The 17921-nt window shown below is 73.9% G+C and carries 13 protein-coding genes; 10 read left to right on the forward strand and 3 right to left on the reverse strand.

Annotation, left to right across the window (positions count from 1 at the left end; translation table 11 throughout):
* The first annotated feature begins 529 nt into the window (after positions 1-529).
* On the forward strand, positions 530-2239 hold the full coding sequence (locus ACZ4XD_RS31685; RefSeq protein ID WP_468047774.1) for a proline--tRNA ligase: 1710 nt from the start codon (positions 530-532) through the stop codon (positions 2237-2239).
* 100 nt (positions 2240-2339) lie between these two features.
* Here the strand turns inward: ACZ4XD_RS31685 and ACZ4XD_RS31690 are convergent, their stop codons facing one another.
* Genes ACZ4XD_RS31690 through ACZ4XD_RS31700 form a run of 3 tightly spaced genes read right to left on the reverse strand, consistent with a single transcriptional unit; the run spans position 2340 to position 4451 of the window.
* Positions 2340-3251, reverse strand: coding sequence for an aminoglycoside phosphotransferase family protein (locus ACZ4XD_RS31690; protein WP_468047776.1), 912 nt, complete (start codon positions 3249-3251; stop codon positions 2340-2342).
* 50 nt (positions 3252-3301) lie between these two features.
* A complete protein-coding gene (locus ACZ4XD_RS31695; protein WP_468047778.1) occupies positions 3302-3817 on the reverse strand; it encodes a ferritin-like domain-containing protein in 516 nt (171 codons plus the stop codon).
* Positions 3818-3863: 46 nt separating this feature from the next.
* Positions 3864-4451, reverse strand: coding sequence for a hypothetical protein (locus tag ACZ4XD_RS31700; RefSeq protein ID WP_468047780.1), 588 nt, complete (start codon positions 4449-4451; stop codon positions 3864-3866).
* 118 nt (positions 4452-4569) lie between these two features.
* Between ACZ4XD_RS31700 and rimP the strand changes: the two genes are divergently transcribed.
* The 9 genes from rimP (at position 4570) to ACZ4XD_RS31745 (ending at position 17203) form a co-directional block, all read left to right on the forward strand.
* Positions 4570-5112: a ribosome maturation factor RimP gene (gene rimP / locus ACZ4XD_RS31705; protein WP_468047782.1), complete on the forward strand. Its 543-nt coding sequence runs from the start codon at positions 4570-4572 to the stop codon at positions 5110-5112.
* A 2-nt stretch (positions 5113-5114) separates the two neighbouring features.
* On the forward strand, positions 5115-6113 hold the full coding sequence (nusA, locus tag ACZ4XD_RS31710; RefSeq protein ID WP_468047784.1) for a transcription termination factor NusA: 999 nt from the start codon (positions 5115-5117) through the stop codon (positions 6111-6113).
* 136 nt (positions 6114-6249) lie between these two features.
* The gene (locus tag ACZ4XD_RS31715; RefSeq protein WP_042149520.1) at positions 6250-6537 is read left to right on the forward strand and encodes a YlxR family protein; all 288 of its coding nucleotides are present in this window, start codon (positions 6250-6252) and stop codon (positions 6535-6537) included.
* Between the two features lie 161 nt (positions 6538-6698).
* Entirely contained in the window at positions 6699-9785 is a 3087-nt protein-coding gene (infB, locus tag ACZ4XD_RS31720) for a translation initiation factor IF-2 (protein ID WP_468047786.1), read from the forward strand.
* Positions 9786-9908: 123 nt separating this feature from the next.
* Positions 9909-10202: a DUF503 domain-containing protein gene (locus tag ACZ4XD_RS31725; protein ID WP_042149524.1), complete on the forward strand. Its 294-nt coding sequence runs from the start codon at positions 9909-9911 to the stop codon at positions 10200-10202.
* 65 nt (positions 10203-10267) lie between these two features.
* Entirely contained in the window at positions 10268-10723 is a 456-nt protein-coding gene (gene rbfA, locus ACZ4XD_RS31730) for a 30S ribosome-binding factor RbfA (RefSeq protein ID WP_042149527.1), read from the forward strand.
* A complete protein-coding gene (gene truB / locus ACZ4XD_RS31735) occupies positions 10720-11649 on the forward strand; it encodes a tRNA pseudouridine(55) synthase TruB (RefSeq protein WP_468047789.1) in 930 nt (309 codons plus the stop codon). The genes rbfA and truB overlap by 4 nt, the downstream gene beginning before the upstream one ends.
* Before the next feature lie 311 nt (positions 11650-11960).
* Positions 11961-16061, forward strand: coding sequence for a hypothetical protein (locus tag ACZ4XD_RS31740; RefSeq protein ID WP_468047791.1), 4101 nt, complete (start codon positions 11961-11963; stop codon positions 16059-16061).
* A 194-nt stretch (positions 16062-16255) separates the two neighbouring features.
* Positions 16256-17203, forward strand: a complete 948-nt coding sequence (locus ACZ4XD_RS31745; protein ID WP_468047793.1) for a bifunctional riboflavin kinase/FAD synthetase — start codon at positions 16256-16258, stop codon at positions 17201-17203.
* The last annotated feature ends 718 nt before the right edge of the window (positions 17204-17921 follow it).

Below are 17921 nucleotides of genomic sequence, written 5' to 3' on the forward strand. Positions count from 1 at the left end.
GGGGGGGTTTGGTGTGCGGCGGGCGGGTTGTTGTTGGGTGCGGTGACGGTCCTCCGGGGCCTGTGTTGTGGACTGCTTCGCTTTACGTCCACAACACAGGCCCCTCCGGCCCGTCCCCTCCCGTTGGGGGAGTAGTTGCGGTGGGTGGGGGCTGGCCGCCGTAAGCAATAACCGGCCCTACGGGCCGCACTGGACCACCTACGCCGACCCCCACCAACCGTCTTTCCACCCTTCAACGGGAGGGGACGGGTCGGAGCGGGGGGGGGGGGGGGGGGGGGGGGGGGGGTTGGGTGACCCCCCCCCCCCCCCCCCCCCCCCCCCCCCCCCCCCCCCCCGCGCAGGCCCGTCACCGCACCCGACAGCCCCGCGCAGCGGACCCGCCCGCCGCAGGCGCAACGGCGACAAACCCCCACGGCGGGACAGTCAAAAACGTGGGAGGCAGGCCAAGCGCAGCGAATCGCATTTCGTTGTGCCACACCCAGGCGGCTAACCTCCAGGGAGTCACCTTTCTTACGCAGGAGAATCTCCCATGGCCCACGCCGCTCAGGTCCAGCGCATGTCCCGCTTGATGATCAAGACACTGCGCGACGACCCGGCCGACGCCGAGACCGCCAGCCACAAGCTGCTCGTCCGCGCCGGTTACGTCCGCCGCTCCTCCGCCGGCATCTGGACGTGGCTGCCGCTGGGCAAGAAGGTCCTGGAGAACGTCTCCCGCGTGGTGCGCGAGGAGATGGACGCCATCGGCGGCCAGGAGGTCCTGCTGCCGGCCCTGCTGCCCAAGGAGCCCTACGAGGCCAGCAACCGCTGGGAGGAGTACGGCGACCTGCTCTTCCGCCTCAAGGACCGCAAGGGCGCCGACTACCTCCTCGGTCCGACCCACGAGGAGATCTTCACCCTCACGGTCAAGGACCAGTGCACGTCCTACAAGGACCTGCCGGTGATCCTCTACCAGATCCAGACCAAGTACCGCGACGAGGCCCGCCCCCGTTCCGGTGTGCTGCGCGGCCGCGAGTTCCAGATGAAGGACTCGTACAGCTTCGACACCACCGACGAGGGCCTGGCGCAGTCCTACGCCCTGCACCGCGAGGCGTACACCAAGATCTTCCAGCGGCTCGGCCTGGACTACCGCATCGTCTCCGCCGTCTCCGGCGCGATGGGCGGCTCCGCCTCCGAGGAGTTCCTGGCCCCCGCCGCGGCCGGTGAGGACACCTTCGTCGACTGCCCGGCCTGCGACTACGCCGCCAACACCGAGGCCGTCACGGTCAAGGTCGAGCCGGCCGACGGCTCCGCGCACGGCCCCGTCGAGGAGCTGGACACCCCCGACACCCCGACCATCGAGTCCCTCGCCGAGTTCCTCGGCGTACCGGCCGCCGCGACCCTCAAGAACCTCTTGATCAAGGTCGACGGCGAGATCGTCGCGGTCGGCGTCCCCGGCAACCGCGAGGTCGACCTCGGCAAGCTCGGTGAGCACCTGGCACCGGCCACCGTCGAGCTGGTCACCGCCGAGGACTTCACCGACCGCCCGGACCTGGTCCGCGGTTACGTCGGTCCGCAGGGCCTGGCGGGCAAGGCGTTCCGCTACCTCGCCGACCCGCGCGTCGCCCCCGGCACCGCCTGGGTCACCGGCGCCAACAAGGAGGGCAAGCACGCCAGGAACGTCGTCGCCGGCCGGGACTTCGAGGTCGACGAGTACCTCGACGTGGTCGTGGTCGAGCCCGGCGACCCCTGCCCGAAGTGCGGCACCGGCCTGAAGATCGACCGCGCCATCGAGATCGGCCACATCTTCCAGCTCGGCCGCAAGTACGCGGACGCCTTCGAGCTCGATGTGCTCGGCCAGAACGGCAAGCCCGCCCGGGTCACCATGGGCTCGTACGGCATCGGCGTCTCCCGTGCGGTGGCCGCCCTCGCCGAGCAGACCCACGACGACAAGGGCCTGTGCTGGCCCCGCGAGATCGCCCCGGCCGATGTGCATGTCGTGGCGGCCGGCAAGGCCAAGCAGACCGAGCTCGCCCTGGAGGTCGGCGAGCAGCTCGGCGCCGCGGGCCTGCGGGTCCTCGTCGACGACCGGGCCGGTGTCTCGCCGGGTGTGAAGTTCACCGACGCCGAGCTGCTGGGCGTCCCGACCATCGTGGTCGCCGGCCGGCGCGCCGCCGAGGGCGTCGTCGAGGTCAAGGACCGCCGTACCGGCGAGCGCGAGGAGCTGACGGTCGAGGAGGCCGTCGCCCGCCTCAGCGCGTAACGGGCGTACGGCGAACGGGCCGGCCAGGGGTGCGCCCCGGCCGGCCCGTTCGCGTGTCCACCAGGGCCGGTCCCGTGGGCGCGCACTGACAGACCGCGGCCTACAGCCAGGCCGCGAACTCCAGCAGCGCTTCCCCGCGCCGGCGGTCGCCCACGGCCACCTCCCGTACGCCGGTGTCCACCGCCCGGTACAGCGTCCAGTCGCGCAGCCGGTCCCGGTCCACCTCCAGGGAGTCGGCCAGTTTGGCCACCCGGCGGCGGGCCGCGGCGGCCGCGCCGGAACCGGCCAGCAGATCCTCGAACCGGTCCAGCACCAGCGCCGCCAGGTCGTACGCCCGCTCGCCGACCACCGGCGACGGGCCGACCGCCAGCCAGGGCGCCCGCGCCCCGGCCAGCACCTTGCCCTGCCGGAACGTGCCGTGCAGCAGAAACCGCTCCCCGGACCCGGCCGGCAGACCGCGCCGCAGCTCCAGCGCCTGCTCCACCAGCGGCCCGGCGGCCCGGGTCAGCGCCCCGGCCGTGCGCAGCCCCTCCACGGCCTCCTCCGTACGCCCGGCCAGCGTCTCGAAGGGGTGTCCCGGGGCAGGCTCCACCCACAGCCGCCGCACCGTGCCGGCCGCCTCCAGCACCGCCTTGGCCTCCGGCAGCGAACGCAGCGACACCCCGCCCTGGAGCCGCTCCAGCAGCAGCGCACCGCTCTTCTCGTCGGACCGCAGCAGCCGCACCGCACCCCAGCCGTCCCACACCTCCAGCGCCGCGGCCTCGTGCGCCGACACCCGCCCCGGCACCGGGAACTTCAGCGCCGCGGGCGTCCCGTCCTGCTGCCGTACGAACGCGAGCAGACTGCTGCGGCCACCGGGCGCGTGCACCCGCTCCAGCGTCAGCTCCCAGGCCGCCAGCTGCTGCTGAACCAGCGTCGGCAGCGCCGTGAGCCACTGCCGCACCGGACTGTCCGGATCGCCGCTCAGCGAACTCACCAGCCGCTGCGGCGGTTCGATGGGTGCGGTTGCCATGCGTGAGCTGTCCCTTTCCCGGTGGCGGAGACCGCGGAGCGGCCGGTCGTTCAGAGCGCGCCCGCTGCGGCGCTCGCGGAGGCGGACGGGGCGGCCTCCGCGGCCCGCTCCACGAGCCCAGGGAAGGCTACGCCGCCGCCGCGCCAGCGCACCGACCGCACCGCCGCCTCCCGCAGCGCGGCGGCCGCCTCCCGCCGCCGGACCGCGCCGCCGGCCCGTACGAGATCCGCGTACACGGCGGCCAGCCGGTCCTCCAGCTCCGCCGCCAGCCGGGCCGCGGCGGCCGCGTCCGGCACCGGGAAGGGCAGCTCGTAGGCGGCGGCCGCGGCCTGCGGGGTACCGCCCAGATCGCGCACCACGCGGCGCAGCGCGTCCCGGCGGGCGCGGTGTCCGTCGTACGCCGCCTGTGCCTCGGTGCGCCGGTCACCGGCGATCCGCCCGCCGACCACGCCGTAGCCGTACACCGCGGCATGCTCGGCGGCCAGCGCCGCCTGCACCGCCGTCAGCTCGTCGGGTCCGCTGTCGTCGTGGTCGCGCCTGCTGCCGCGAGCCGTTCCGGCCGTCATCCGCACACCTCTTCGCTGGTTCCTGCCCGCTGCCCCGCCGCGCCCGTCATCCGGCCCGCTCCGCCAGCAGATACGCGTGCACCGCACCGGCCGCCGCGACCGAGGCCAGCAGCCGGGCCAGTTCCGGAGGCGCGGCGAGCAGCGCCTTGGCGCGGGTATCGGCGAGCCGGCGTTCCGCGTCGGCGAGCGCCGAGCGGGCGGCCCGCTCGTCCTCGGGGACGGGGGGGCCGGACGGCCGGGCACCGTGCGGCGACGGACCGGACGCGGGCGCTTCGGCGTCGCGTGCGGGGCCCTCGGAGGCGCCGCCGCCGGGCGAGGCCGCGCCCCGCTTATCGCCGAACGCCTCGGCGTGCCGGGCGACTTCGGAGCGCAGCGGGCGCAGCCGCGGCTCCAGCGCCGGATGCGCGGCCAGCGTCGCGTCATAGCGCGCCAGCAGGGTCGTGCTGTCGCGGGCCGAGCGCTTGCGCAGCCGTTCGGCGGCGGAGGAGTGCTCGGCCCGGTCGGGGCCGGAGTCCTCGGAGCAGCCCGTGAGCAGGGCCGCGCCCCCGAGGGCGGCACCGGCCAGCAGGGTCCTTCTGCGCGCGTACGCCAGTTTCGGCACGTTGCACTTCCCGGGGTCTTCCGTAGTGATCACCGCAGGCGAGAGTATCCGTGACCACCCACCGAATCGTCAGTACCCCGCCGGAACCGATAGGCTTTGACCCGACACGCGACCTACCCACAACAGCACACGCGGCCGAGGAGTCACCCGGATGAGCACCACCCAGAGCGAGAGGCTGCGCGGACTGCTTGAACCGCTCATCGCCGCGCGCGACCTGGATCTGGAAGAGATCGAGGTGACACCGGCGGGCAAGCGGCGGGTGCTGAGGATCGTGGTCGATTCCGACGAGGGCGTCCAGCTGGACGAGTGTGCCGCGCTGAGCCGCGAGGCCTCCCAGGTCCTGGACGACTCCGATGTGATGGGCGGCGCCCCCTACACCCTTGAGGTGACCTCACCCGGCGCCGACCGCCCGCTGACCGAGCTGCGGCACTACCGCCGCGCCGTCGGCCGCCTCATCAAGGCCCAACTCCACGAGGGCGGCGAGCTGGTGGCGCGGATCATCGCCGTCGACGACTCCGGACTGGACCTCGAGGTGCCGGGAGTCAAGGGCCGCAAGCCGACCGCCCGCCGGGTCTCCTTCGACGAGATCGCCAAGGCGCGCGTCGAGCTGGAATTCAGCCGTAAGCCCGACAAGACAGACAAGCGCGACGCGCAGCACGACGAGAAGATCGACGAGAACAAGGAGGAGGCGTAGCCGTGGATATCGACATGAGTGCCCTGCGGGGTCTGGTGCGGGAGAAGGAGATCTCGTTCGACCTGCTGGTCGAGGCGATCGAGTCGGCCCTCCTCATCGCCTACCACCGCACCGAAGGCAGCCGCCGGCGGGCGCGGGTGGAGCTGAACCGCAACACCGGTCATGTGACGGTGTGGGCGAAGGAGAACGCCGAGGACCTCTCGGACCTGCCGGAGGGCGAGGAGCCCCGGGAGTTCGACGACACCCCCTCCGGCTTCGGAAGGATCGCGGCGACCACCGCCAAGCAGGTCATTCTCCAGCGGCTGCGGGACGCCGAGGAGGAGATCACGTTCGGTGAGTACGCCGGACGGGAGGGCGATGTCGTCACCGGCGTCGTCCAGCAGGGCAAGGACCCCAAGAACGTCCTGGTCGACATCGGCCGCCTGGAGGCCATCCTGCCGGTGCAGGAGCAGGTCCCCGGCGAGGACTACGCCCACGGCACCCGGCTGCGCTCGTACGTCGTCCGGGTGGTCAAGGGCGTCCGCGGCCCGTCCGTGACGCTTTCGCGCACCCACCCCAATCTGGTGAAGAAGCTCTTCGCCATGGAGGTCCCGGAGATCGCGGACGGCTCGGTGGAGATCTCCGCCATCGCCCGCGAGGCCGGCCACCGCACCAAGATCGCCGTACGGTCCACCCGCTCCGGCCTGAACGCCAAGGGCGCCTGCATCGGCCCGATGGGCGGCCGGGTGCGCGCCGTGATGGCCGAGCTGCACGGCGAGAAGATCGACATCGTGGACTGGTCGGACGACCCGGCCGAGCTGGTGGCGAACGCGCTGTCGCCGGCCCGGGTCAGCAAGGTCGAGGTCGTGGACCTGGCGGCGCGCTCCGCCCGGGTCACCGTGCCCGATTACCAGCTGTCACTGGCCATCGGCAAGGAAGGGCAGAATGCCCGGCTCGCCGCCCGTCTCACGGGCTGGCGGATCGACATCCGCCCGGACACCGAGCACGAGCCGCAGGACTGAGACCGTCCGAGGCGGCCGGTCGCGCCGCGGGCCCCGGAAAATCGGTGGTGCCGCGGCGTCCGGCCGGGAATTCTGAGCAGCCGTCCGGCCTTCACCCCATCGGGGCCGGAGCGGCGCGGGGAGGTAGACTTAAGCAGTGTCTGGCCGGACGCATGCCCGCGCATGCCCTGAGCGCACCTGTCTGGGATGCCGGGAGCGAGCGGCCAAGGGCGATTTGCTGCGCATCGTGGAGATCGAGGGTGAGTGCGTCCCCGATCCTCGCGGTACGCTGCCCGGCCGGGGTGCTTATGTGCACCCGACACTGGTCTGCCTCGACCTGGCGGTTCGCCGCCGGGCGTTCAACCGGGCCTACCGGGCCCGGGGACCGTTCGACACGACGGCCTTGCGCCGGTCCGTCGAGCGTGCCGAGCAGCCCCTGCAATAACGCACAGCACGAAATGCACAGCGCACGGAAAACCGTGCGGTCAGGTACCTCGCGAGTCGGAAGTAGGTCGAGATTGCGATGAGCACTCGATGAGTACGCGATGAGTACGCCCATGAAGTAGCGACGGTCCGGTGGACAAACCCGGACCTAGAAGGAGCGAAGTGGCTAAGGTCCGGGTATACGAACTCGCCAAGGAGTTCGGAGTTGAGAGCAAGGTCGTCATGGCCAAGCTCCAAGAACTTGGTGAATTCGTCCGTTCGGCGTCCTCGACGATCGAGGCGCCGGTTGTTCGCAAGCTGACCGACGCTTTCCAGGCAGGCAGCGGCAATGGCCGCGCCGCCGGTAAGCCCGCGGCACCGCGTAAGTCGGCTCCCGCGAAGCCGTCCGCGCCCTCTCCGGCGCAGGCGGCACGTCCTGCTGCCCCGAAGCCGGGCGCCCCCAAGCCGGGCCCCGCGGCTCCGGCAGTCCCCGAGGCACCGAAGGCCCCCGAGGTCCCGGTGGCTCCCAAGAGCACTCCCGCCGCCGGCCCCACCCCGGGCCCGCGCCCCACCCCGGCGCGCCCCGCGGCACCCAAGCCCGCTCCGGCCGCCCCCGCGCAGCCCGAGTTCCAGGCTCCGCCGGCCGCTCCGGCCGCCGGCCAGTCGGCTCCCCGTCCCGGTGCCCCCGCCCCGCGTCCGGCCCGTCCGGCGCCCGGCCAGGGTGGTCAGGGCGGCCAGGGCCGCGGTAACGCCCCGCGTCCCGGTGGCGAGCGTCCGGGCCCGCGTCCGGGCGGCCGTCCGTCCGGTCCCCGTCCGGGCAACAACCCCTTCACCTCCGGTGGCTCCACGGGCATGGCCCGTCCGCAGGCCCCCCGTCCCGGTGGCGCCCCGCGTCCCGGCGGCCAGGGTGGCCCCGGCGGTCCGCGTCCGCAGGGCGGCCAGGGCGGTCCCCGTCCCCAGGGCGGCCAGGGCGGCGCGCGTCCCACCCCCGGTGGTATGCCCCGTCCGCAGGGTGCGGCCCCCGGTGGCGCCCCGCGTCCCGGTGGCGGCGGCGGTAACCGCCCGAACCCGGGCATGATGCCGCAGCGTCCCGCTGCCGGCCCGCGTCCGGGCCCCGGCGGTGGCGGTGGCCGTGGTCCCGGCGGCGCCGGTCGTCCCGGTGGCGGCGGTCGTCCCGGTGGCGGCGGCGGCTTCGCCGGCCGTCCCGGTGGTGGCGGCGGTCGTCCGGGTGGCGGCGGCGGTTTCGCCGGTCGTCCCGGTGGTGGCGGCCCCGGTGGTGGCGGCGGCTTCGGCGGTCGTCCCGGCTTCGGTGGCCGTCCCGGCGGTCCCGGTGGCCGTGGTGGCACGCAGGGTGCGTTCGGCCGTCCCGGCGGTCCGGCGCGCCGTGGCCGCAAGTCGAAGCGGCAGAGGCGTCAGGAGTACGAGGCCATGCAGGCCCCGTCGGTGGGCGGCATCATGCTGCCGCGCGGCAACGGCGCGACGGTTCGCCTGTCGCGTGGTGCCTCGCTGACGGACTTCGCCGAGAAGATCAACGCCAACCCGGCCTCGCTGGTCCAGGTCATGCTGAACCTGGGCGAGATGGTCACCGCGACCCAGTCGGTCTCCGACGAGACGCTCCAGCTGCTCGCCGAAGAGATGAACTACGTCGTCGAGATCGTCAGCCCGGAGGAGGAGGACCGCGAGCTGCTCGAGTCCTTCGACATCGACTTCGGTGAGAACGAGGGCGGCGAGGACATGCTCGTCGCGCGTCCGCCGGTGGTGACCGTCATGGGTCACGTCGACCACGGTAAGACCCGGCTGCTCGACGCGATCCGCAAGACGAACGTCATCGCGGGCGAGGCCGGCGGCATCACCCAGCACATCGGTGCCTACCAGGTCGCGACCGAGGTCAACGACGAAGAGCGGCGCATCACCTTCATCGACACCCCCGGTCACGAGGCGTTCACCGCCATGCGTGCCCGTGGTGCCAAGTCGACCGACATCGCGATCCTCGTGGTGGCGGCCAACGACGGTGTCATGCCGCAGACGATCGAGGCCCTGAACCACGCCAAGGCGGCCGAGGTGCCGATCGTGGTCGCGGTCAACAAGATCGACGTCGAGGGCGCCGACCCGACCAAGGTGCGCGGCCAGCTCACCGAGTTCGGTCTGGTGGCCGAGGAGTACGGCGGCGACACCATGTTCGTCGACATCTCCGCCCGTGAGGGTCAGAACATCGAGCAGCTGCTCGAGGCCGTGGTCCTGACCGCGGACGCCTCGCTCGACCTGCGCGCCAACGCGGAGCAGGACGCGCAGGGCATCGCGATCGAGGCCCACCTCGACCGTGGCCGCGGCGCCGTGGCGACCGTCCTGGTCCAGCGCGGCACGCTGCGCGTCGGCGAGACGATGGTCGTCGGCGACGCGTACGGCCGGGTCCGTGCGATGTTCGACGACAAGGGCAACACCGTCGAGGAAGCGGGTCCGTCGACCCCCGTCCTGGTCCTGGGTCTGACCAACGTCCCGGGCGCCGGCGACAACTTCCTGGTCGTCGACGAGGACCGTACGGCCCGTCAGATCGCCGAGAAGCGCGCGGCGCGCGAGCGCAACGCCGCCTTCGCCAAGCGCACCCGCCGGGTGTCCCTCGAGGACCTGGACAAGGTGCTCAAGGCCGGCGAGGTCCAGCAGCTCAACCTCATCATCAAGGGTGACGCTTCCGGTTCCGTCGAAGCCCTGGAGTCCTCACTGCTCCAGCTCGACGTCGGCGAAGAGGTCGACATCCGGGTGCTGCACCGCGGCGTCGGTGCGGTCACGGAGACCGACATCAACCTGGCGTCCGGCTCCGACGCGATCGTCATCGGCTTCAACGTGCGCGCCGAAGGCCGTGCGACGCAGATGGCCGAGCGCGAGGGCGTCGACGTCCGGTACTACTCGGTCATCTACCAGGCGATCGAGGAGATCGAGGCGGCCCTCAAGGGCATGCTCAAGCCGGAGTACGAGGAGGTCGAGCTCGGTACCGCGGAGATCCGCGAGATCTTCCGCTCGTCCAAGCTCGGCAACATCGCGGGTGTGCTCATCCGCTCCGGCGAGGTCAAGCGCAACACCAAGGCGCGCCTCATCCGCGACGGCAAGGTGGTCGCGGAGGACCTCAACATCCAGGGTCTGCGCCGCTTCAAGGACGACGTCACCGAGATCCGCGAAGGCTTCGAGGGCGGTATCAACCTCGGAAACTTCAACGACATCAAGATCGACGACGTCATCGCGACGTACGAGATGCGCGAGAAGCCGCGCGGCTGATCGTGCGGTGGGCCGGGGCCGGTCGGCGGAAGAAATTTCCGTCGATCGGCCCCGGCCGTTCCGTGTACGGTTCGAAAAGACAACGGACTCCTAAGGCCCCACGGGTGGCTCGACCCGTCTTGCATGTACGTAGGGACGCTGTCCTTCGACCTGCTTCTCGGCGACGTACGGTCGCTGAAGGAGAAGCGCTCCGTCGTCCGCCCGATCGTCGCCGAGCTGCACCGCAAATTCGCGGTGAGCGTCGCGGAGGTCGGGGACCAGGATCTGCACCGCAGGGCCACCATCGGCCTGGCGGTGGTCTCCGGGGACACGGGGCATCTCACCGAAATCATGGACCGCTGCGAGCGCCTGGTCGCCGCACGGCCCGAAGTGGAGCTGCTGTCGGTACGCCGACGGCTGCACGGCGACGACGACTGACCTGATGACCAGGCGTCCCGTCGCCGGCGGAAGCACAATTGTGGAAGAAAGAAGGAGACGGACCAGTGGCCGACAATGCGCGGGCGAAGAAGCTGGCGGACCTCATCCGGGAGGTGGTCGCCCAGAAGCTGCAGCGCGGTATCAAGGACCCGCGGCTCGGTTCGCATGTGACCATCACGGACACCCGGGTCACCGGCGACCTGCGGGAGGCTACGGTCTTCTACACGGTCTACGGGGACGACGAGGACCGCGCCAGCGCCGCCGCCGGACTGGAGAGCGCCAAGGGCATCCTGCGCTCCGCGGTCGGTGCGGCGGCCGGCACGAAGTTCACGCCGACCCTGGCGTTCGTGGCGGACGCCCTGCCGGAGAACGCCAAGACCATCGAGGACCTGCTCGACAAGGCGAGGGCCTCGGACGCCAAGGTGCGGGAGGTCTCCTCGGGCGCGCAGTACGCCGGTGAGGCCGATCCGTACCGCAAGCCGGGCGAGGACGAGGACGACGAGGGCACCGCGGCAGAATGAAGCGTGAGAGCAACAAGCCGGGCGGGCTGGTCATCGTCGACAAGCCGTCCGGCTTCACTTCGCACGACGTGGTGGCGAAGATGCGCGGGATGGCGCGTACCCGCAGGGTCGGGCACGCCGGCACGCTCGACCCGATGGCCACGGGCGTCCTCGTCCTGGGCCTGGAGCGGGCCACCAAGCTGCTGGGCCATCTCGCGCTGACGGAGAAGGAGTACGTCGGCACGATCCGGCTCGGCCAGACGACCGTCACCGATGACGCCGAGGGTGAGATCACCGCGTCGAAGCCGGCGCACGGCCTCGCCCGCGAGGACATCGACGCGGGCGTCGCCGAGCTGTCCGGCGCGATCATGCAGGTGCCGTCCAAGGTCAGCGCCATCAAGATCAACGGCAAGCGCTCGTACTCGCGGGTCCGCGAGGGCGAGGACGTGGAGATCCCGGCCCGCCCGGTGACCGTCTCCTCGTTCGTGGTGCACTCCGCGCACGAGACCGAGGCCGAGGACGGCACCCCGGTGACCGACCTGCTGGTCTCCGTCGAGTGCTCGTCCGGTACGTATATCCGCGCGCTGGCCCGCGACCTGGGGGCCGGGCTCGGCGTCGGCGGCCATCTGACCGCGCTGCGCCGCACCCGCGTCGGCCCGTACAAGCTGGACCGGGCGCGCACGCTCGAACAGCTCCAGGCGGCGGTGGACGACGCCGAGGGCGAGGGCCTGCCGGTCATGCCGCTCGGTGACGCGGCCGCCGCGGCGTTCACCCGCTGGGATGTCGCCGAACCGCAGGCGCGGCTGCTGGTCAACGGCGCGCGGATCCCGATGCCGCGCTTCGAGGGCGACGGCCCGGTGGCGGCCTTCGGGCCGGACGGCACGTTCCTGGCACTGGTGGAGAACCAGGGCGGGAAGGCCAAGAGCCTGGCGGTGTTCGCCATTTAGGGCGGGCTCATGGCCTGATACCGGGGCCGGGTCCGGGCGTGGAGACACGTTCCGGACCCGGCCTTCCGCGTGTCCGTACACGGGGCGCCGGCCGCCACCCGTAGGCGCCGAGGACACCCGGGCCGCCCGTACCGGCCCTGCGCCGGCCTTTCCCGCCCCCTCCGCTCCGACAGGTTCCGGCCATTCACTCATTCGGTGAGGCGCTCGGAGTGAAGCAAGGAGTGGACGGGGGCGCGTTGGCCGGCTGCTCTCCCGCGGCGATCACCGCCTGCTTACCGTGCGGAGAACGGGACAGGGCGAGAGGACCGACGATGGCGTTGCTGGATGCCGATGCGGACGCGGCACTGGTGCGGATCCGCGATCTGGCAGGTCGGACGCGGGGTACGGGCTTCCTCGCGGACCACGACGGCACCGTGGTCACCAGCCACGAAGCGGTGGACGGTGCGGCACAGCTGGTGCTCCAGCCCATGGCCGACGGCGCGGGCGGGGGAGCGGCCGGGGGCGGCGGATGGACCTGCCTGGTGGCGGCCGACGCGATCACGCCCCTTCCGGAGGCCGGGCTCGCCCTCGTACGGACCGACAGCTTCGGGCCGCACCGGCTCGCGCCGCTACCCCTCGCCACGCGCCGGCCGGCCCCGGACACCCGCGCCCGGCTCTGGGCGGGCGGCTGGCTGGACGGCACGGTCGTCGGGCCCGGCTCCGGAGTGATGTACACGGCCGCCGCACGCGTCCATCTGCTCGACGAAACGCTGGAACTCGGCCTCTGCGCGGGCGGCCGGGAGGCGCTGCGGCTGGGCGGCCCCGCGATCGGCGGGCCGGTGCTGGACGCCCGGACGGGCGTGGTGCTCGCGGTCCTCGGCACCGCGCTGCATCCCCAGGCCCCCGGTGGCTTCCGGACGGGGCAGACCCCCGGGCGCCGGCCGGGCGGCTTCGCGATTCCGCTGCGCGCGGTCGCCGAGGCCGGGCCACGAGGCCCGCTCGCCGCCCTGCTGGAGCGCAACGCGCGGACCGTCCCGGCCTACGGCAGCGAGCTGAATCCGGCCGGCGCGCGGCATCTCGCCGAGGTGGCGCTGGGCTCCGCCACGCGGCCACGACTGTGGCGCGAGCCGGTCGAACGGCCGGAGGTGACGGCGGAGTTCACCCGTTTCGGGGCCGGCGACGGGGCGGCGGGCGCACGGGTGCTGGGACTGGTGGGGGAGCCCGGGACCGGGCGCAGCACCGAGCTGGCCCAGCTGGCTGCCCGCCGCGCACAGGGCCCCGCGCCCGCCCCGACCGTCTGGCTGCGCGGTGCGGAACTGCGGTCCGGTGACGATGGTGTCCGCAGCGCGGTCGAGCGTGCGCTGCGCTCGGCGGGCCGGACCGTCGCCGCCGCTGAGCGTACGGCCGGTGATCCGGCGGACACATCGGCGCAGGGTGTGGCCCTGGCGGCGGCCGCAGCCGGAAGCCCGCTGCTCGTCCTGCTCGACGGGCCGGAGGAGATGCCGACGAGCCTGCTGCGGCGGCTGGCCGAGTGGACCGGGGCGACGGCCGACTGGCTGGGAACGGCCGGGGTGCGGCTGGTGATCGCCTGCCGCCCCGGGTACTGGGAGCGGGCCGGTGCGCTGTTCCCGCCCGGTCTGCTGCACCGGCCGCACCGTCCGGTGCCCGCGCTGCCCGCCTGCGTGGAGCTCGGCGACCTTCCCCAGGAGGCCGCGGAGCGCGCCCGCGCCCGCTACGGCCTGCCGTCCGGCGCACCGGCCGCACCGGACGCCCGCCATCCGCTGGCCCTGCGGCTGCTCGCGGAGGTGCGGGCGGCGCTGCCCAAGGGGGACGAGGCCGGGCGGGACGGCGGCATCGGCTCGCCCGACCGCCACCAGATCTTCGACGCCTACCTGGACCTGGTGTGCCTGCGGATCGCCGTACGCATCGCGGCCGCGCACCGGCCCGCACCGCGCGGCACCGCCGTCCGCCGGCTGGCCGCCCAGGTCGCCGGCCAGGTGCACGAGGCGGCCCGCCGCTGCCTCGGCCCCGGTCCCGGAGCGCTGGACCGTACGTCCTTCGAGGAGGTCTTTCCCCGCGCGGCCGGCTGGGCCTCCGCGGTGCTCGCGGAGGGGCTGCTGGTCCCGGCCGGCACCGGATACCGCTTCGCGCACGAGGAGTTCGCGGAGTGGCTCCAGGGCGCCCACGCCGATCTCGATCTGCTGCCCGTCCCCGGACACCGCGTGGGGCCGGTCGTCCAGGCGCTGCTGCGGCTCGCCGGACGCGAGGGCTCGGTACAACTGACGTTCCGGCTGGCGGAGTTGGTGCCGATGGCCACCGCGCCCGCCGCCGGAACACCGCCCCCGCACGCCGTGGACGGCCGCTGGTGGGCCGCGCGCGTGCTGTCCGGGGTGCTGCTCCGGGTCCCCGATGCGAGGCCGTACACGGGCGTGCTGCGGCTGCTCGCCGACCGGATCACCGAACGGTCCCTGCGCACGGGCGGTTTCGCGCACACCGGACTGGAAACCTTCGGCCCGTGGTTCTGGGAGCGGCTGGCGCTGGCGGACGAGGACCGGATGGATCTGTTGCGCCGTCTGCTGCCGGCGGACGGGCCACCGACCGGGGCGGGGCGGGTGTCGGGTGGGGGAGAGCGCGGTGGGGCGGAGCGGGGCGGGCCGGGGGGCGCGGCGGAGCGTGCGCCGTTCGGGCCGCCGGGGCAGCGGCGGCGGGTGTCGGCGTCTGCGGGCGGCGCCGCGGCCGGGGCCGCGTCTGTCGCGTCGGCCGGCTCGTTGCCGTCCGGTTCGTCCTCGGCCCGCCGGTTGCCGGCCGGTCGGCCGTCGGGCGATCTGCTGCCGTCCGGCGACGGTCCGGCACCCGGCCTGGCGACCGACGACGGTCCGGCCCCCGGCCTGCCGTTCGACGGCGGTCCGGCCCTCAGCCTGCCGTCCGATGACGACGGTCCGGCCCCCGGCCGCGCCTTCGCCCCGCCCCCGCGCGTACGTGTGCACCCCGCCGACGACGCGTCCGCCGGCCGGTGGGACGGCGAGACCCGGCCGGGCGGGGCGAACCCGGGCGGAGCGCCCCGCCGCGCCTCCGGGAGGGGCACCGGCGACGGGCCGCCCGAAGGGGCCGGCGGGGTGGCCGGGGCCTGGGCACCGCGCTCGTCGCGCTTTCTCGACGCCGCGGCCGAGCTGCTGTGCGCGGACCCGGAGCGGATGCAGCCGCTGCTGTGCGCCTGGTTCGACGACACCCGGCCGCTGCAGCGCCTCGGGGGCGAGGAGGGCGACGGCCAGGACCGCCGCGCGCTGCCCCCTGAGATCACCGTGGCCGCCGCCGCGCAGGCCCTGCTGCACACCCACCGCCGGCCGGCGCTCGACGCGCTCACGGAGGCGCTGGTGGAGGCCGCGCACCCCAAGGGCGACGAGCTGATGGACGCGCTCGCCGAGGACGAGCCGGCGGCGGTGTGCCGGGCCGTGGACCGCTGGGCCCACGACACCCGCCCCGAGCGCCGGGCCGCCGCCGCTTCCTACGGTCTGCGGGCCGCCCCGTACGTCACCGCCGCGGCCGACCGAGCCCTGCTGCGCTACGCCGCCCTCTGCCTGCTCGCCCGGACCGTGGACAGCGCCCACCACGGCTCCGCGCTCGCCCTGCTCATCGGCGACCCGGCCACCCGGGACCGCTTCCTGGACCGGGCACTGGCCCGCTTCGTGGCGGGGGATCCGCAGCTGCCGCCCACGGCGTTCCGGGCCGCTCTCGCCGACCATCCCGGGCCGGTGCTGGACGCCTTCCGGGCCCGGCTGGTCGGTGGCGCGGGTCCGCCGGTGGCCGCCGGGCTGCTGCGGATGCTCGCCCGCACCGAGGAGCCGGTGCTGGCCGGCCGTATCGACGGACTGGTCCGCGACTGTGCCCGGCACTGCCCGGACCGGGCCGCGCGCCCGGTCGCGGAGTTCGTCGAGTGCCGGCTGGAGCGCGGACCGGCCGCCCGCGCGGCGCTCCGCCCGCTCGCTGCCGAGCTGCTGACCGGATACCCCGTACCGGTCCGGTGCGCGCTCGCGGCGGTGGTGGCCGAGGTCGGCTCCGGCGACTCGGCCCCGTTGCGCCGTGAGCTGCTGGAGGTGCTGCTGGCGCAGGAGGCGTCGTACGCGGCGCCGCACGGCGGGTACGAGGAGACCGGCCCGGATACCCGGGTGCTGGAGGCGTTGCTGCAGACGGCCGCCGAGGGAGCAGAACGGCGGCCGGCCGAACGCACCCGGGAGCTCGTGCACCGCACCGGGACGCTGCTGGTCCGTACGCCCGAGGGGGCGGCCCGCTTCGACCGGCGGCTGGTGGAGCTGGGGCGGCGGGTGCCCGGCTTCGCACGCCGGGTACAGGACTGGGTGGCGGACGAGCCGGGGGAGTGGGCGACGGTCGTGGGGCCCGGCGCCCGGGCCACACTCGCCGGATGCCACAGCTGACCGGCGGGCGAGCCGGCAGGAGAGGTGCTCCGGCCGGTGTGGCGGCCCCGCCGCGTGCCCGCGGTCCCGGCGGTGGACGGTTGCGCTGAGCCACCCTTCGCGTGGAGCACCACCCGCGGCATGGCAGTCTTAGACCTGCGCCATGCCGACGTGGCGCAATGGACGGACAAGGGTTCGGGCGAGGAGCGGGCACAGTGCAGCGCTGGCGTGGCTTGGAGGACATCCCCGAGGGCTGGGGGCGCAGCGTCGTCACCATCGGCTCCTACGACGGAGTACACCGCGGCCACCAATTGATCATCGGCAAGGCCGTCGCGCGCGCCCGTGAGCTGGGGATTCCCGCGGTGGTCGTCACCTTCGACCCGCACCCGAGCGAGGTCGTGCGGCCCGGCACCCACCCGCCGCTGCTCGCTCCGCACCACCGGCGCGCGGAGCTGATGGCCGGCCTGGGGGTGGACGCGGTACTGATCCTCCCGTTCACCAAGGAGTTCTCGAAGCTGTCCCCGGCCGACTTCGTGGTCAAGGTGCTGGTCGACAAGCTGCACGCCCAGGTCGTCGTCGAGGGCCCCAACTTCCGCTTCGGGCACAAGGCGACGGGCACCGTCGAGACCCTGGCCGAGCTCGGGAACACCTACGACTACACCGTCGAGGTCATCGACCTCTATGAGCGTGGTGCGGCGGGCGGCGGCGAGCCGTTCTCCTCCACGCTCACCCGCCGGCTGGTGGCCGAGGGCGAGGTGGCCGGTGCGATGGAGGTCCTCGGACGGCCGCACCGCGTCGAGGGCGTGGTCGTCCGCGGTGCCCAGCGCGGCCGCGAACTGGGCTTCCCCACGGCCAATGTGGAGACCCTGCCGCACACCGCGATCCCCGCCGACGGGGTCTACGCCGGCCTGCTCCAGGTGGAGGGCGAGGCGATGCCGGCGGCCATCTCGGTCGGCACCAACCCGCAGTTCGACGGCAAGACGCGCACCGTCGAGGCGTACGCCATCGACCGCGTCGGCCTGGACCTGTACGGCCTGCACGTCGGAGTGGACTTCCTCGCCTACATCCGCGGCCAGGAAAAGTTCGACACACTCGACGCCCTGCTGGAGCGGATGGCGGTCGACGTGAAGCTGGCGCGGGGGCTGATCGCGGCGGCGGGCTGAGCGGCCGGGCGGGTACGGCGGCGGGCTGAGCGGCGGGGCGCGGCGACGGACGAGTTCTGCGGCGGCCCTGCGGGGGACGAACTCTGCGGCGGACGAGCCCTGCGGGGCCCTGCGGGGAGCCCTGCGACGGACTAGCTCTGGGGCTCGCAGCGCCGCTGGTGGACTTCCGCCGGAGCGCCAAGACCGGCTCGTCTTTTGGGGCTCCTGCTGGGCCGCTGCGTGGCTCCTCCTGGGCTCCTGCTGGGATCCTGCTGGGCCACTGTGGGGGTTTGCTTCCGCTGCCTTGCCCCTGGGGGCCGCCGCCTCCCCCACCCCCCCCGGTAGTTTTTTCCCCGCCGCCCACCCCCCTTCGGGGGGTGGGCGGGTGTAGAGGTGAGGTTTGCTCTGGGCGGCGGGCGCAGAAGTGCCGCTGTTCTGTGGGCGGGCATGCCGGCCGACGACGCGGTCGGCCGCGGGGTGGTGGCCCCGTCCGGGGTGGTGGCCCCGTCCCTTTGGGCGGGCGGGCCAGTTGCTCCACCACTTCGAGAGGGCCGGGCCAGAGCCCTTTGCCTTCCCCAACTTGACTCATTCCGCCTGGAGTTGGGCCGAGAACGGTTCACTCGTCCGAGGGATGACGTGATACGGGGCGGGGGGGGGGGGGGGGGGGGGGGGGGGGGGGGGGCGGGGGGGGGGGGGGGGGCGCCCACCCGCTGGGAGGGGGGTGGTTGTCCTCCCGGGC

This window comes from Streptomyces sp. NPDC029466, assembly GCF_055574515.1.

Excerpts from the sequence above, each read along its gene's own strand:
- ACZ4XD_RS31685 (WP_468047774.1), top strand. The coding sequence starts at position 530 with ATGGCCCACGCCGCTCAGGTCCAGCGCATGTCCCGCTTGATGATCAAG.
- ACZ4XD_RS31690 (WP_468047776.1), bottom strand. The coding sequence starts at position 3,251 with ATGGCAACCGCACCCATCGAACCGCCGCAGCGGCTGGTGAGTTCGCTG.
- ACZ4XD_RS31695 (WP_468047778.1), bottom strand. The coding sequence starts at position 3,817 with ATGACGGCCGGAACGGCTCGCGGCAGCAGGCGCGACCACGACGACAGC.
- rimP (WP_468047782.1), top strand. The coding sequence starts at position 4,570 with ATGAGCACCACCCAGAGCGAGAGGCTGCGCGGACTGCTTGAACCGCTC.
- ACZ4XD_RS31725 (WP_042149524.1), top strand. The coding sequence starts at position 9,909 with ATGTACGTAGGGACGCTGTCCTTCGACCTGCTTCTCGGCGACGTACGG.
- truB (WP_468047789.1), top strand. The coding sequence starts at position 10,720 with ATGAAGCGTGAGAGCAACAAGCCGGGCGGGCTGGTCATCGTCGACAAG.
- ACZ4XD_RS31740 (WP_468047791.1), top strand. The coding sequence starts at position 11,961 with ATGGCGTTGCTGGATGCCGATGCGGACGCGGCACTGGTGCGGATCCGC.